The sequence below is a fragment of the Pseudoalteromonas sp. SK18 genome (genome assembly GCF_001974855.1).
GTDB lineage: Bacteria > Pseudomonadota > Gammaproteobacteria > Enterobacterales > Alteromonadaceae > Pseudoalteromonas.
The window spans coordinates 190,198-205,645 of record NZ_MTQB01000003.1 but is presented as its reverse complement, the minus strand read 5'-3'; the positions used below and the strand labels follow the sequence as shown (position 1 = coordinate 205,645).

10 protein-coding genes and 1 pseudogene are annotated in these 15,448 nt (G+C 39.4%); 6 read left to right on the top strand and 5 right to left on the bottom strand.

The features are described from left to right. Positions 1-352 precede the first annotated feature (352 nt). The gene (locus BW139_RS04340; protein ID WP_076918816.1) at positions 353-1,510 is read left to right on the top strand and encodes a benzoate/H(+) symporter BenE family transporter; all 1,158 of its coding nucleotides are present in this window, start codon (positions 353-355) and stop codon (positions 1,508-1,510) included. A gap of 146 nt (positions 1,511-1,656) precedes the next feature. Here BW139_RS04340 and hemH read toward each other — a convergent pair whose 3' ends face one another. The 4 genes from hemH to BW139_RS04320 form a co-directional block, all read right to left on the bottom strand. Continuing rightward, the gene (gene hemH, locus BW139_RS04335) at positions 1,657-2,676 is read right to left on the bottom strand and encodes a ferrochelatase (RefSeq protein ID WP_076918815.1); all 1,020 of its coding nucleotides are present in this window, start codon (positions 2,674-2,676) and stop codon (positions 1,657-1,659) included. A 78-nt stretch (positions 2,677-2,754) separates the two neighbouring features. Continuing rightward, positions 2,755-4,092 carry an HD domain-containing phosphohydrolase gene (locus BW139_RS04330; protein ID WP_076918814.1) on the bottom strand — a complete coding sequence of 446 codons (1,338 nt, stop codon included), beginning with the start codon at positions 4,090-4,092 and terminating at the stop codon, positions 2,755-2,757. A gap of 108 nt (positions 4,093-4,200) precedes the next feature. Then, the gene (locus BW139_RS04325) at positions 4,201-5,595 is read right to left on the bottom strand and encodes a sensor histidine kinase (RefSeq protein ID WP_076918813.1); all 1,395 of its coding nucleotides are present in this window, start codon (positions 5,593-5,595) and stop codon (positions 4,201-4,203) included. Continuing rightward, positions 5,592-6,776: an FIST signal transduction protein gene (locus BW139_RS04320; RefSeq protein WP_076918812.1), complete on the bottom strand. Its 1,185-nt coding sequence runs from the start codon at positions 6,774-6,776 to the stop codon at positions 5,592-5,594. The genes BW139_RS04325 and BW139_RS04320 overlap by 4 nt, the downstream gene beginning before the upstream one ends. Before the next feature lie 209 nt (positions 6,777-6,985). On the opposite strand from BW139_RS04320, the gene BW139_RS04315 reads away from it, so the two are divergent. The 5 genes and pseudogenes from BW139_RS04315 to arfA all read left to right on the top strand — a co-directional run bounded on the left by BW139_RS04315 (position 6,986) and on the right by arfA (position 14,074). Beyond that, the gene (locus tag BW139_RS04315) at positions 6,986-7,564 is read left to right on the top strand and encodes a response regulator (RefSeq protein WP_076918811.1); all 579 of its coding nucleotides are present in this window, start codon (positions 6,986-6,988) and stop codon (positions 7,562-7,564) included. Positions 7,565-7,567: 3 nt separating this feature from the next. Beyond that, entirely contained in the window at positions 7,568-9,577 is a 2,010-nt protein-coding gene (locus BW139_RS04310) for an EAL domain-containing protein (RefSeq protein WP_076918810.1), read from the top strand. After that, positions 9,574-10,731 (top strand): HDOD domain-containing protein, encoded by a 1,158-nt coding sequence (locus tag BW139_RS04305; protein ID WP_076918809.1) that lies wholly within the window; start codon positions 9,574-9,576, stop codon positions 10,729-10,731. Before BW139_RS04310 ends, BW139_RS04305 begins: the two co-directional genes overlap by 4 nt. A 439-nt stretch (positions 10,732-11,170) precedes the next feature. Then, positions 11,171-13,698, top strand: a pseudogene (locus BW139_RS04300) (TonB-dependent receptor plug domain-containing protein). Between the two features lie 175 nt (positions 13,699-13,873). Beyond that, the gene (gene arfA, locus BW139_RS04295) at positions 13,874-14,074 is read left to right on the top strand and encodes an alternative ribosome rescue factor ArfA (protein WP_008464937.1); all 201 of its coding nucleotides are present in this window, start codon (positions 13,874-13,876) and stop codon (positions 14,072-14,074) included. 323 nt (positions 14,075-14,397) lie between these two features. Here the strand turns inward: arfA and BW139_RS04290 are convergent, their stop codons facing one another. Beyond that, complete coding sequence (locus BW139_RS04290; protein ID WP_076918808.1) at positions 14,398-15,381, bottom strand: helix-turn-helix domain-containing protein; 984 nt, start codon at positions 15,379-15,381, stop codon at positions 14,398-14,400. Positions 15,382-15,448 lie beyond the last annotated feature (67 nt).

Here is a 15,448-nt window from a genome sequence, read left to right as displayed (position 1 = left end):
GGTTATTGGTGAACTAATTGTTAAGTTTTATATTAAAAATAGGATGAGATCAAATTTAAATTGTAATCATAAAGTGGTAATTAGTGTTTTTGTAACTCATTGTTAGTATTTGATTTACCTTTTTTAGGTATTTATTTTTAGCTTAAAAATAATGATGTTTACAGTAATGACGCACCCTGTGGAATGTTTTTAGGTACATGCATGTTTTTAAAATTACACCGATTTTGACAAGCAAAACTGACCAATAAAATTTTTTAGCAACGTGATCATTTTTCATTATTCATTATTCAAAATTGCAAAGTATAAATAGGCAAAGTATGTTGTAACATTAGGGTTTCTTAATGAGGGAATTATGGCAGGGACTGATCAGTTACTTAGTCGCACTATGGCGGGGCTTGTTGCCGTTATTATTGGTTTTTCAAGTTCAATAGCATTGATTTACCAAGTGGTGATCACTTTAGGTGGCACACCTGAACTAGTGGCAAGCTGGATATTAATGCTGGGCTTGGTAATGGGCAGTACCTCTATTGTGTTGTCGTTTTATTATAAAGTGCCTATTTTAATTGCATGGTCTACCACTGGAGCTGCACTACTGATTTCAAGTGCCCAGGGCTATAGCTTACCTGAAGCGATAGGTGCATTTATGCTCTCAGCCTTATTGGTGCTGGTGTCGGGAATAACGGGGTGGTTTGAAAAAATCATGAACCGCATTCCCAGTGAACTGGCTTGTGCCATGTTAGCGGGGGTATTAGTCACATTTGGCATTGATGTGTTTAACTTTATGAACGATATGCCATTAGTTATTGGTTTAATGGTGGTGGTGTACTTTATTGGTAAGCGCTTTTTTGCCCGTTTTGCGATGCTAAGTGTGTTGCTAGCGGGTATATTTTTAGCGTGGTATATGGGCAATATCGATACCAGTACCGTACATTGGCAAGCCAGTAGTTTTACTTATATTGCGCCAAGCTTTAGTTTGCAGGCATTTGTAAGTATAAGTATTCCTTTATATATAGTAACTATGACCTCACAAAACTTACCCGGTTTCGCTATTTTGAAAGCGCATAATTATAAGGCGCCTATATCATCGTCATTAACTGTGACCGGGTTAATAAATTGTGTGACGGCTCCCTTTGGTACCTATTCTATTAATCTAGCAGCTATAACAGCGGCTATTTGTATGAGCGAAGAGGCCGATAAAGACCCTGATAAGCGTTATTGGGCAAGTATTGCTGGTGGCGTGTTTTACATAATTATGGCGTTATGTGCGGCTATGTTAGTGGCAATTGTGGCAAGCCTGCCACAGGCCTTGGTATTGGCGCTGGCGGGTATTGCTTTGTTTGGCACCATAGCCAATAGTTTGCAGCAGTCTTTGCATAGTGCTGAATATACTGAGGCGGCCATTATTACTTTTTTAGTAACGGCCTCAGATTTAACTTTGTGGTCGGTAGGTTCAGCATGCTGGGGGATAATAGCAGGAGCACTCACGTTAATGGTGACACGTAAGCGCTAAGCGCAGCTTTGAGTTATAAGTTGTCAGCTATCAGAAAGTGATACAAGAGAAAGCGCGAGATATACTCGCGCCTACAAGCTTTCACCGCACCTGGCTAATCTCCAGCTGAACGCTGAGAGCTAAAACCTAACCGCTGCTCTCTTTATTTATAGCATTGGCTTTAACACATCAAACATGGCGTCAATGTGATCATCACGGTCATTTAGGGCTGCAATGTATCGGTATTTTTCGCCGCCTGCTTCTTCAAAAATTTCGCGGTTTTCACCTTCTAATTCCTCAAGTGTTTCTAGGCAGTCGGCGCTAAATGCCGGGCTAATAATTGCAATATCTTTAATCCCTTCGCCAGGTAGGCTTTCTAAAGTAGCGTCGGTGTATGGTTTTAACCATTCAGCTTTACCAAAGCGACTTTGAAAAGTAGTGATCACTTTATCTTTGTCTAGCCCTAGTTTTTCAACAACTAAACGCGTTGTTTGCTGACATAAGCAGTGATATGGGTCGCCATTATCTAAAAACTGTTTAGGCATACCATGGTACGAAAACACCATTTTTTGCGGCATTCCGTGTTTTTCTAAATCCTCACTAATACTATTAGCGAGTGACTCAAGATACTTAGCGTTTTTGTGATAGCCGTTTACAAAGTGCAGCTCTGGCACCCAGCGCCATTTTTTTAATACATTGGCAACCGCGTCGAAGGTAGAGCCTGTGGTTGGGCTTGAGTACTGCGGATAAAGTGGTAATACAATAATACGCGTTAGACCTTTGTCTCTGAGTTCTTCAAGACCCGCTTCGATTGATGGATTACCATAGCGCATCGCCATAACCACTTCGGTGTTGGTATAGCCATGGTGTTTTAATAAGGCATTTAATTTAAGGCTTTGCTGGCGTGTAATGTGAGTAAGCGGCGAGCCATTTTCGGTCCATATACTTTTATATAATTTAGCTGAGCGTTTTGGGCGAATACGCAAAATGATGCCGTGAAGAATGATCATCCACACTATACGTGGTATTTCTACAATACGCGGATCTGACAAAAACTCACGTAAGTAAACACGTAACGCGCTTGCTGTGGGGGCATCAGGGCTGCCTAAGTTGGTCAGTAATATTCCCGTTTTTTGGTTAAAACGCCCGTCGTGGGGATTATCGGTAACGGCAGAAAATCGCGACACTGTGTGCTCCTTCAAGCAATATATTTGAAAGTAACTATTATGGCTTAGTATAACGAATAAAAGAGCATTTTAGATCAATCATTTAGCCGTTTTAACCATAATTCTAAACGGAGTCGGCTTTTTGGCTTCGAGTTGTTGTAGCTTAACAATCGATTTTGAATTGAAAACGTGCCCTTTAGGTAAAAGCATAATACCTGTATGGCTGTGCAGTGAGTTTGCCAGTGTCATACTCTCTTCAAGTTCTTGAGCGCAAATTACTTTAATTGAGCCAATAGACGTGTCTGAGGCTATAAGCTGTGCATGACTTGCCTCAAGCGATTTTACTATTTTTGGGTGATATAAGCTGTCACTGCCAAGCTTAATATTATTAAGTGCAACCTCATGGCGCATTTTTGTAGTTAATAATGGATCGCTTTGCTCATAATGCTCCCAGTAATCGCGAGCAACGCTGAGCACCATAGCCCCAATAGGAATATCGTTTTTAGCAAGCCCTTTGGGTATTCCTTGGCCGTTGTAGCGTTCGAATTGATGATAAATTGCATCAGAAACATCGCTTAAATGCGTTGCAGGCATGAGCATTAATTGTGAAATACTCGGGTGGGTGTAAAACGTTTTGCGCTGTACTTCATTGAGTTCGTTAATAGGTTTGTTGTAAAGCTCAGGGTCCATCGCAAGTAAACCAATTTGAGCTAAATACCCTGCAATAGGCGCAAGCGTGATACTTCTTTGCGATACATTAAGGTAACGCGCTATTTGCGTGCATGTGCCGGCAATGTTCTCGGCTCTTTTACCATCGAGATACGGATTTGCATTAATAAAATTATAAAGCAGTTCAACAGTAGATTGATGCTCTCGTTTTTCACTTTCATTAGCGACTTCAAGTTTTTTCAGTACGCTTCTAATTTGTTTTGTTCGCTTGTCGACGAGTTGTTCTAAATTAGTATTAAGTTCTTTTAGCTGTTGATTTTGTTGATTTACTTGAAGTTGTAAAATTTCATTTTGTTTTTTTAGTCTAAACTTTTCTACACCTGATTGTATAACACTAATTAAGTGATCATTTTGCCAAGGTTTTTGCACATAGGCGTGAATGCCTCCTTCGTTAACCGCACTTATTGTTGACTCTAGATCAGAAAAACCAGTTAACAAAATACGCTGGCTATCGGGAGCGATTTTTCTCGCTTTAGCTAAAAACTCCGCCCCACTCATATGTGGCATACGCATATCACTAATAACGACGTCAAATTCCTTTGCATGCATTTTTTCAAGTGCATCTTGTCCACTGGTTGAAACACTCACATCAAATTTATATTGGCGTAATAAACGAACTAAAGATTTAAGCACATTGGCTTCATCATCTAAGCATAAAATACTCGGTGGCTGCTGCTTTAACTGTTCTAATTGAGCAATATCTGTCATTGATCTTTTTACCACCAATATGATTATGAGTTATAAGATTAAATTTAGTCTAAACTTTGGCTGTAAACAGCTGATAATGTGATAAAAAATCACTCATTAGCGATTTTTTTACGCGTTTAAAATACTCAAAGCATCGTCAGTTAAGTTAGGCTTTTTAGGTAAGGTAATGTTAAAAATAGTGCCTTGATTTAACTGACTTTTAACACTAATTAGGCCACCGTGTTGTTCTATTATTGCTTTGCTTATAGCCAGCCCTAACCCTGTGCCTTGGCCTATTGGTTTTGTAGTATAGAAAGGGTCAAAAATTTTATTTAATTTGTCCTCATCAATTCCACTGCCATTATCGGCAATCGTTATATAGGCATTTTTTTTATCGGCTTTAGTGGTAATACTGATCACTCCAACCTTGTCGCAAATGGCTTGAGCGGCGTTAAAAAATAAATTTAAAAATACCTGAGAGAGCTGGGTTGAACGCCCTGTGATGATAACGGGTTCTGTGTTGTAGTTTTTTTCAACGTTGGCGTTATATTTAATTTCGTTCCAGGCAACACGTAATGTGTTATCAATGAGCTCGGTTATATCAATATCGCCAATTTGGGTTTGATCCGGATGAGCAAATTGCCTTAACCCTTGAACAATCTCTTTAACTCGATCAGCCCCTTCAGTCATTTCAGCAATGATATCGCTTGAGTCTGTTTGTAATTCATCAAATTGGTAATGCTGTAGTGTATCTACTAATGTTTGCTGCGTTATGGCTTTTTCTGCTTTGAGTGTGTTAATTAAATGACTAAATTGCTCAAGGTTGTAAGCCAAATTTTGGATATTACTGACAATGTAGCTTAAAGGGTTATTTATTTCGTGTGCAACGCCTGCCGCCATTTGCCCTAACGAAGCCATTTTTTCAGAGTTGATTAGCACTTGTTCAATGTTGCTTTGTTTTTCCTCCATTTCTTTTTGTTTCACAAGTAAGTTTCGTTTTTCAAATTGTGAAATCGTATTCCCTGCAAAACTGACAAAGCGTTGCATTAAAGTAATATCGTGCTGATTAAACGCGCCAATTGTTTCAGAAAAAATATAGAGCTGGTAGCTCTCTGTGCTGGTACTTACTGGAGTGGTGAGCATTGCATGTTGCGAATGCCAAAAAGGATCGGTTACTTGCCAATTAGGAAGTTGGTGTAAGTTAAATACATTTTTAATGTTTCTATTCGGTTTATCGAGAACTGTAAGCTGGGTAATTATTGCATCGCTATGAGGGTGCGATGCTGTAACTAATGTAGAAAATTCATCACTGGGATTTATTTTAATTAAAATAGCCGCAGAAAAAGAGATCGCTTGTTGCAAAATATTAAAAAACTCAGTGAGTAAGGTTTCTGTGCTGTCGTTTTTTAAGATTGCATCTAGGCCGTCTAAAATCAGGCTGTTAAAGGCACGGTTTTCTTCAAGTGCTAAATTATGAACCTGTAATAAATGTAGTTTTTCTAATAGTATTTCGTTGGTAGTCATACAGAATCACCAAATATTTCGCATGAGATCATTAAGTTACCGTGCTTACTAGTTGAGTCGCTAAATGTGCCAAGTTCTCCAAAGGTAAAGCCCATAATAAACGGTGTGTTGGGTAATTGTGCTGCAATAGAGTGTTTTACTTCTTGCATTGCACTTTGAATAGATAACATGCAGCCGCCACAAAAAATAATAATAGCGCCCTTTATATTTTTTATTGCATGTAAGTCTGCCAGTTTGGTCAGTGAAGAAACGACCATATCGCCTCGTTTTATTAATTGTTCAGGGCTTCCCGAAGCAAGATAAACAGTATCGCCAACGCTTAAATTTGAAAATAATTCTAGCGTGCCATTTTCAGCTACCGCTGGGTGGCTTAGCAGCAGCCTAGGAATATCATCATCAGAGGAAAGGGCTCTTGCCAGTGGGGTCATCGTTGATTGGGCAAGTATATTTCCCGCTTTTAACTGTTCAAACCCTATGTTTTTTCGCCACTGATTATAAACATCAAAGGCGGGCTGGTTATCGATAGTATTTAATATGCGACCATCAACGTTTGTAACTGTACCCAGCTGGTCGGTTTTATCGTAGCCTGAACTATAAAAGCCGAACGTTTCTACAGAGGGATATAACACCGCAATAATAAAGCCTTGTTGGTATACACTATTAGCATCGCTAAAACGCCACTGTGCTGAAATGTCGTTGTCGGCGCAACTTCCTCCAAAAACGGGTATACGCTGCCCTATCGCATCTTGAATTCCTTGTAATACTAGCTCTTCGTTCCCTGGGACTTGAAAGCACCAGACCATTTTGGGGGTTATTCCTGGCTGGCCTGCATTAGCAATGGCTTTGAGTACGGTTTTAGAGGCATTTTCTCTTAGATTATTGGTTGTATTGCAACTGGCAATCCCATAATGACCCCTTGAGTCTTTAATCGAGAATAAACTGATACTTTGCTCATTTAATGAGAGGGTTTGCTCGGTTGATGAACCAAGGCACGAAGAGATGATTAAACAATTTTGAGTGTTTTTTAAAAAGCGTGGCTGATTATTATAAAGGTATTTAATGGTATCGGTTGTTGCAAACCCTAGCAGCAAGTCTGGGCCATGGTCTACAAATTGGCTTATAGGTTGAATAAATTTATCTATATCGCTGCCGTGTGTGTGAAAAGTATCAATGGCGAACATAGATGCCCCTTGGTAATAAAGATAGCCACAATTGTGGGTGTTTTTAACTATTAATAATAGCTTAGGATTTATTCTAGACTATTCTTGAATAGGGTGTGTTATTGAGTTAGCTGTTAATTAATGTCACTTACGTCTTAAATGTCCTATTTGTCGCTATATCATTAAACTTATGTTAATGTGATTTTAAAATCAAGTTGAATTTTATTAGCATGCTAAAAACATTAAAGCCAAGTGAGATTGCTAGTTATTGCGATGTTCACCAACGTACGGTAAGCCGTTGGATTAACGCGGGAGACTTAAAAGGGCATAAGCTGACTGGTCGAGGTAATTACAGGGTGCAGGTGATTGACTTTATTGACTTTTTAGTCAGAAATAAAATGCCCGTTCCACAAAGTTTGTCGCATAAGCCGCAAGTCTTAATTATTGATGATGAGGCTAATGTTCGTTCTGCAATTAGGCGTGTTTTAAAACGAAGCGGTTTTGACGTTGTAGAAGCCGCAGGTGGGTTCGAGGCTGGTACGTTAATGCACCAGCGAAAACCAGAGCTGATAACTGTTGATTTATCTATGCCGGGACTAAGCGGCATTGAGGTCATTCGTTTTATCCGCTCTTGCGAAGAGTTTAAAGATATTAAGGTATTAGTGATTTCAGGGATGCCTGAAACTCAACTAATCGATGCAGTTAATGCCGGTGCTGATGGGTATATTTGTAAGCCATTTAGTAACGATACATTGATAAACCGTGTAAATATTTTATTTGGTGAAAATAGAATTCTTCTTGGGGTGTAAATAGTGGCTTTGCGAATTTTATTAGTAGACGATGAACTCAATGTATTGAAGTCTTTAAAGCGAGTACTTGTTCGTTCTGGTTATGATGTAATAACAGCATCCACTGGTTTTGAAGCGCTTGAAATATTAGCGGCTAATCAAATTGAAATCATCATTACCGATTTTAGAATGCCAGAAATGAACGGCGCTGACTTATTACGGCAGGTTAAAAGTCGCTGGCCCGATTGCGTAAACTTAGTGCTAAGTGGATATGCTGATTTTAAGTCTGTGGTTGAGTTATTGAATCAGGGATTGGTATTTCGTTTTTTAGAAAAGCCATGGGTCGATAGTGAGCTACTTGAGAACATTAGCGAGGCGCAAGTAAAATATGAACAGCGCCGAGCTAAAAGAGTAAGAGATCAATTATTAATGGGCAGCATGTCTGGCCTAATAGAAATAGACAATAACGGTATTATTAATCGTTTTAACGCGCCTGCCGCTGAAATCATTCCAGATATTCATTTATATGAAAATAAACACCTCGCCCATTTAGATACAGCTCAAAACAAAGCGGTGAGTCAGTCATTTGTTGATAAGAAAAGCAGTACACTTTTTATTAATTACGCACACGCCTCTGATCTAGCTAAAAGCGAAGAAGTTATGATAGAGCGTTGTTTAAATGATGATTCTTATCAACTTTTAAAGTTATCAAGCAACTCAAATAGCATGAGTAACATTTTTCAACTCACCAGAACACAGTCGGTGGTAACCAACGAGTCTGACTTTTATAATCATTTAGCTTTATGTGAAGCGAATAAAGAATGTTATGCATTAGTTTATATAGGTATTGCGCAGTTTCAATTAATCAATGATCTGCTAGGGGAAGAAGATGGCAGCCACCTTGTAAAATTGGTTTTGGAAGTGCTAAAAGGTGTATCAGAAAAAGCGGTCAAAGTTCTTCATAAGAGCGCCGATCGGTTCGTATTATTTGTTCCTGAAATTAAATCTGATAGTGAAATTTTAACCGATTTAAATAAGGCGATGAATGATCTGAAAAAAGTACTCCCTAGTAAATACACCGATGCTCATGTGCAGCTTTATGGGGTGTATGGTTTGTTTCCTGAGGATAGCTTAGAGGGAAAAGAACTCGTTAATCAAATGCAGTTGACGATGAATTATCAAGTAGGTGATCAGCAGCGTATTTGTTCTCGCTTTGACCCTCAGCTGGTCGCAGATTATAAAAAGAACTTTGAGTTAAGCCGTTTATTATTAACAGCGGTAAATAAAGATGAGCTTTCATTACGCTTTCAACCAAAGATTGATACTAAAACAGGGCAAATATTTATTGCTGAGGCGTTAATTCGCTGGTATGAGCCGAGTAAACATGGCTGGGTAGCGCCAGCTCATTTTATCCCTATTGCTGAATGCGATGGTCAAATTATCTCAATAGGGCGCTGGGTTATTTCTCAAAGCTGTAAAACACTAAAATATTGGGGTGATAACAAAACAGGCGTGGGTGTATTAGCAATTAACTTGTCTGCTAGGCAATTAAAAGATGATCCCGATTGGATTGACTACATGCTCGAGTGTTTAAGCAGCAATAGTTTAGAGCCGGCACAGTTAGTTTTTGAGTTAACAGAAACTTATCTAATCGAAGATTTTACTACCTGCGAACAGCAATTAATAAGGCTAAGATCGTTAGGGTTTAAGCTATTGATTGATGACTTTGGTGTAGGTTACTCATCACTTGGCTACCTTTCAAAGCTGCCTGTAGATGGCGTTAAACTAGATAGAACCCTTATTACTGATATTGAATCGTCTTTAGCGATGCAAAGTATGGTTCGTAATATTACGCGTATGTCGCATGATCTAAATTTAAAAGTTGTTGCTGAGGGGGTAGAAACAGCCTATCAATGTGAATTAATTAAAAAGTTAGGGTGTGACTACATACAAGGCTATTACTACAGTGAGCCTTTAGAGCAGAATGATTTTTGTAATTATTTAAACCATTTTAATTCTCAAGGTGCGCAATGAGTTCGATAACGGTAGTCATACTAGACGATGATGCTTTTTTATTAAAAGTATTACAAAGGACTATTCATAGAGCCTTTCCAGAGGTTGATATTATGACAACAGCGGATATAGATGAATTTTGGCAGCTTTTAAATACCAGGCAAGACGTTGATTTAGTATTAAGTGATTATTTAATGCCGCAAATGAATGGATTGGATGTTTTAGAGCAGTGCTCTTCACAAAACCCCTATCCAGTGAGGGCGTTACTTACCGGCGATATGACGCTTAGTACTATGATGCGACAACCTAATGTTGTACATGCTTACCTTGCTAAACCGTTTAATGAGGCAGACATAACCGCGCTTTTTAACAATGTGGCGGCGTTAAAGTCATTGCCTTTTGCTTTTAATGTTCGCAGGCAATTAGGGGCTATGATTAGCTTTCCTGTTTATCCTCTTATTTTAAAAGAACTTAGAGACTTAATACAAAGCAATGAATTTGATTTGCACGATATAGCCAATGTTGTTTCTCAAGAGCCAATAATAACGGCTAAATTGTTACAACTTGCAAACTCCGCTTATCTTGGTTTTGTTAGGCCTACATCGTCAATAGATGAAGCTGTATCGAGGCTTGGAATTACCATATTAATGGCAATTACGACGTCTTTATTAGTTGCTAAAAACTTTGAATCGTCTATTCCTAGTGACGTACATGAAAAGCAATTGAATATAGCGGCGAATTACGCTAGCTGTGTTAAGCGCTTTGCTAAACAAGCTGGGTTTAGTCTACAACATCAAGAGCTACTTTTCTCGGTGGCGTTATTGAGTTTTGTTGGCAAGATTATTTTATTGTCTCAAGCTCAAAACGATGCGCCAGGTGAGCATGCCCAAACCATGACCGATGGATATGTAAGTGCCAATTTTATTTCGGCCTACGTTTTAAAGTTATGGGGATACGATACTAAAATATGTAACTTACTGATGAGTTGCCATGATTTAGATGGTACTAATGATAATGATCTAATCACATTCAATCATATGTTGTATGTAGTTAGGCAAGTTATTTTTGATAAACAAACTCCCATGCAATTACGTGCATACTGTGAATCAACAGGCGTAGACCCTCTACTTTGTCATCTTATTAGTGAGTTTGATTGGCATAGTTACACCTCTTAAATAGGCCTGTATAAAATATTGTTTAAAAACGGACAATACTACATAGCGACCTATGTATAGTTTCTGCTGAGTCCCCTTTCTTACCCTTTACTATCTACTTTAGTCTAATGAAAACCGCATAAAACGTCATTTGGAGTGTGTTTTTTGCTCGGCGCAGAGTGAAAAACATACAAGACTGTTGTTTTTACCAATTATAAATAAAACTTCAATTTTAACATCGTGTTAACTTTTGGGGTTGTGATATTAAATTGCTACTTTGGTTGTGTTTTGAGCTTTTAAAGGTGTTATTTTCCTGTTTTTAAAGTTATTTGCATTCTTATGCTAATTTTATCAAATTTTTTGTTTCTTTTTGTTTGTGTATGTTGCTAGGATGTTGGCAAGGGGATACAGGAATTTACCCCACACACATTATAAGAATACACAAAACAGGGTCATCATTATGTCAACATATCGTTTAAACACATTGGCTGTAGCGGTTGCTTTTGCTTTCAGTGCGCCAAGTATGGTTAATGCACAAGAAGCGCCTGCTAAAGCTGAAAAAATATCGAACAAATATCTGTTTTAGGATCGCGAGTTTCAAACCGAACTGCCACTGAGTCGTCATCACCTATTGATTTAATTGACGCAGATGATTTAAATAAAGGTGGCTTTACCGAGCTTGGCCAAAGCTTACAGGCAACGGCACCGTCATTTAACTTCTCGCGTACACAGGTTTCTGACGGTTCAGATTTATTTCGCCCTGCTACATTACGCGGCTTACAACCAGATCAAACCTTGGTTTTAGTAAACGGTAAACGCCGTCATAATCAATCTATTTTTGGTTTAACCAGTACTGTGGGCGGCGGCTCTGCGGGTACTGATATGAATGCGATCCCACTTATTGCTTTAAAAGGGGTTGAGGTGTTACGTGATGGTGCGGCGGCGCAGTATGGCTCAGATGCAATTGCAGGGGTTATCAACTTATCACTTAATAACTCAACAGATTTAACCACCGGGTACGTACAATATGGCGAAACGGCAGAAGGGGATGGAGAAACAATTTCTGCGGGTTTAAATCGTGGTTTTGAATTAGGTAATGAAGGCGGTTTTATTAATTTATCGCTTGAGTACCGCGATGCAGATAAAACTAACCGCGCAGAGCGAGATACCGGTGGTTCACTTGATGTCGCACCAGGTACTTTATCGGACGAAGTACGTTGGGGACAAGGTAATGCAGAGAGTGAATTTACTTCGGTATTTTACAATATGGCGTTGCCAATGGGTGAGGGGGAGCTTTACTCATTTGGTGGTTACTCTGAGCGTACTGCACTAGGCAACGGCTTTTACCGTAATTTTAATGAAGCGTCTAAAAACGTAACGCAAGTTTACAGCGACGGTTTTTTACCGCAAATAGATAATGAAGCACAAGATATTTCGGTATCAGTTGGTTTTAAAGGTGAAATTAACCCTGATTGGACCTACGATGTTTCTGCAGTTTATGGTGAAAACCAATACGATTTTACCTCACGCAATACAATAAATGCCTCTTATGCTGCTGAGTACTTATTTAATAACCCGGATGCAAGCGATGCCGATATAGCCGCGAATGCTGGCCCAACAGAGGGATACTCGGGTGGTTTTAGGTTTGATCAAACAACGTTTAATGCAGATATAAACGGGATTGTTGATATTGGTCGTAGTGAGCCTGTTTATGTTTCAATTGGCGCTGAATACCGTAAAGAAAACTATGAAATTGTACCAGGTGAGGTGGCATCATACGCATGTGGAGCAGCCAACACGGATACCTCATATCCATCGGTGAACGATCCGAGTCAATTTGCACAATGTGGTTTTCAGGCTTATAACGGCCTTCGTCCTGAAGCTTCAAACAAAAGCGATCGTGATAGTTACGCAGTATATGTAGATGCAGAAACCATGTTAAGCGATGCATGGAATGTGAGCGGTGCCCTTCGCTATGAAGATTTTTCGAATGCGGGTGACGATATCATAGGTAAAGTAGCAACACGTTATGAATTTAATGATGACTTTGCGGTACGTGGTGCGTTATCAACGGGCTTTAGAGCGCCATCATTACAGCAAAGTGGTTACACTGCTTTTACCACTAACTTAGGGTCTGACGGCACGTTAAGTCAGTCGTTTACAGCGACAACGGGCTCTGCGTTTCCTGCTGCTTTAGGGGTTGATACTTTAAAGCTTGAAACATCAACTAACTACAGTGCCGGTTTTGTTTATGATGTGACCAGTGATTTATCGTTAACGGTGGATTTTTACCGAGTAGAAATTGAAGACCGTATTACATTAGGTAGCTTGTTATCGGCTGATGATGTGGCATTTAGTCCTGATGCAGTTGCCGCGCTACAGGCAACGGGTGCAGTACAAGCGAATTACTTTTCAAACTCAGTGAATTCGACAACGCAGGGTGTGGACATTATTGCGTCATACCGCACCGATTTATATGACGGTAATTTCTCTGCTACGTTTGCGGGTAACTTAAACGAAACTAAAATTGATAGTGTGAATGCAGCGCCAGGTATTCCAAAAAATGTGGCACTTGATGATATTCAGAGTAGCTTCTTAACTGATGGACAACCGGGTGAACGTGCAACGCTTACTTTTGATTATGAGCGTGATTCGTACAGCTCAATGATTCGCTTTAATTACTTTGGCGAAACCGATGTGAAGTATTTTGCTAACGATCATATTGAGCTAGCTACTGATGGCTCATTTAAAGCAACGAGTACCGTAGAAACGGCAGTACTCGTAGATTTAAACGTAAGCTATGAAATTAACGAGATGTTTTCGCTATCGGTTGGTGCGGATAATGTATTTGATGAAACACCGGATGAACTAGGTGATGATGAAGTATTAAATGCTATCTCTAATGGGGCATTTAAATACCCATTGCGTGCTGTACCCTATGGCTTTGATGGCCGTAGTTACTATGCAAAATTAAGTTTTAGTTTTTAATTTTATAAGCTAAATAGGCGCCGTTATAAACGGCGCTTTTTTTATGGCTAAAATATATTTAAAACAGCATTAAAAATGATTGCATGCTTGAAAATTAAGCATACAATCGCCATCAATAACGAAGGCGCATTGCTCCCTCGAGTGATTCTTTTATTTTTAACGAATAGGAAATAATATGACTAAAAAATGCAAAGCAAAAGCGGTTAATAAATCCGCTGTAGACACCGGCCGCGGAGTGATCAAACACAACGCATTAGCAGCACTGGTAACCTCTAAAGTATTTAAGCCGCAAGTGGTTAAAGCTAAAAAAGGCAAAGGCTCGTTTAAACGCAACAACAAACATGCAGGACAAGAGTCCTATTTAATCGCGGCTTAATTAGCACCGATCAAATAGGGCTTTTGACTTACCGAAATAAGGCTGACTTCGAGCTAAGAGCTTCGGGTTTCGAGTCACGAGCAGCGAACACAACCTAGCACCTTTAGCCTTCTCTTTCCGCGCAGCGTCTCATGATCTCTTTGTGAATTAATCACTTAAAACATGTTTGCACAAAGAGAAGTGAATGAGGAGTAAATGAGAAGGCAACGGGCTTCGAGTGACGAGTAGCGAGCTTTTGCAAACAGTCTAGCACCTAGTCATATCAGCCCTTAAATCTATTCTTTCAGCGCAGCGTCTCCCGCCACCCGAAACCCGTATCCTCGTTATCCATGTATTATCGATTTAGAATTTGCCAAATAAGAAGCATGGTTTATCACTGTTTGCGAAGGGTTCTCACCAAATAATTGCGTGTAGTCTTTGGTAAATTGCCCTGCATGCCAAAACCCCCAATTGGCAGCAACCAGAGAAATGGGTTTATCTTGCTTTGCTAATTTTAGCTCTCTTCTAACATTATTTAATCGGGTTAAACGTAAAAACCGCAGTGGGTTTATCCCTAAAATACTCTCAAAACTATATTGTAAGGTACGCCTGCTCACAAAGGTGAGTTCGCATAATTGAGTAATTGTTACTGTGTTTTGTGGATGCGCTTTTATATAATCTTTAACTTTATCAACGACCGCTTTACGGTGTTTATAACTGGGAGCGATGCGTTGACATGGGAGCTGTTCGTTTAGTAAATGTAATGCCAGCATATTAAGCATGTCTTGCTGTAAATCGGCATTTAGGCCAAAAGCGTTGTTGCTAACCATACTGTTTATTATACCCCGGGCACTTTTTAGCATGGCGTTGCATGTTGTCAGTCGCTCAGTACCTGAAGACGTTATATTTTTTAAGTGCATCCCTTGTATCTGAGCCATATGTTCTAACGATTGCGTGTCTATTACTAAACCATAAATATTAAACTGCTCAGGTGTAATAAGCTCAAAGTTACTCTCACTAGTGCGACACATAAATTGATTACTTGCCACATTTAAGCCATTAATTTTGCTCTGCTGCGACTGCTTTGGGATCCCGAGCCAAATAGATCGTGGCGCTATTGCGCATTGTTGGTGAAGAGCACGCTCTGTGTATTCTTCAAATGCATGAATATGAGGGTAACCCACGCTTTCTATACACCCAAAAAATCGCCCATCACTGAGCTGATCATATTTTTGCTGCCACTGCGTTAGATTATGCGCCTGCTCATCTATATCTTGGGTATGCACCATGCTCTTTTGTGGTGCGCTAGCTAAATCTTGCTGCGTCATAATGGAGTTACTCTTTGCTTTTTTTATTTTTATTAAGATTAAGTTACCACCTGTAACTATAGTTAAC

Excerpts from the sequence above, each read along its gene's own strand:
- BW139_RS04340 (WP_076918816.1), top strand. The coding sequence starts at position 353 with ATGGCAGGGACTGATCAGTTACTTAGTCGCACTATGGCGGGGCTTGTT.
- BW139_RS04330 (WP_076918814.1), bottom strand. The coding sequence starts at position 4,092 with ATGACAGATATTGCTCAATTAGAACAGTTAAAGCAGCAGCCACCGAGT.
- BW139_RS04325 (WP_076918813.1), bottom strand. The coding sequence starts at position 5,595 with ATGACTACCAACGAAATACTATTAGAAAAACTACATTTATTACAGGTT.
- BW139_RS04320 (WP_076918812.1), bottom strand. The coding sequence starts at position 6,776 with ATGTTCGCCATTGATACTTTTCACACACACGGCAGCGATATAGATAAA.
- BW139_RS04315 (WP_076918811.1), top strand. The coding sequence starts at position 6,986 with ATGCTAAAAACATTAAAGCCAAGTGAGATTGCTAGTTATTGCGATGTT.
- BW139_RS04305 (WP_076918809.1), top strand. The coding sequence starts at position 9,574 with ATGAGTTCGATAACGGTAGTCATACTAGACGATGATGCTTTTTTATTA.
- arfA (WP_008464937.1), top strand. The coding sequence starts at position 13,874 with ATGACTAAAAAATGCAAAGCAAAAGCGGTTAATAAATCCGCTGTAGAC.
- BW139_RS04290 (WP_076918808.1), bottom strand. The coding sequence starts at position 15,381 with ATGACGCAGCAAGATTTAGCTAGCGCACCACAAAAGAGCATGGTGCAT.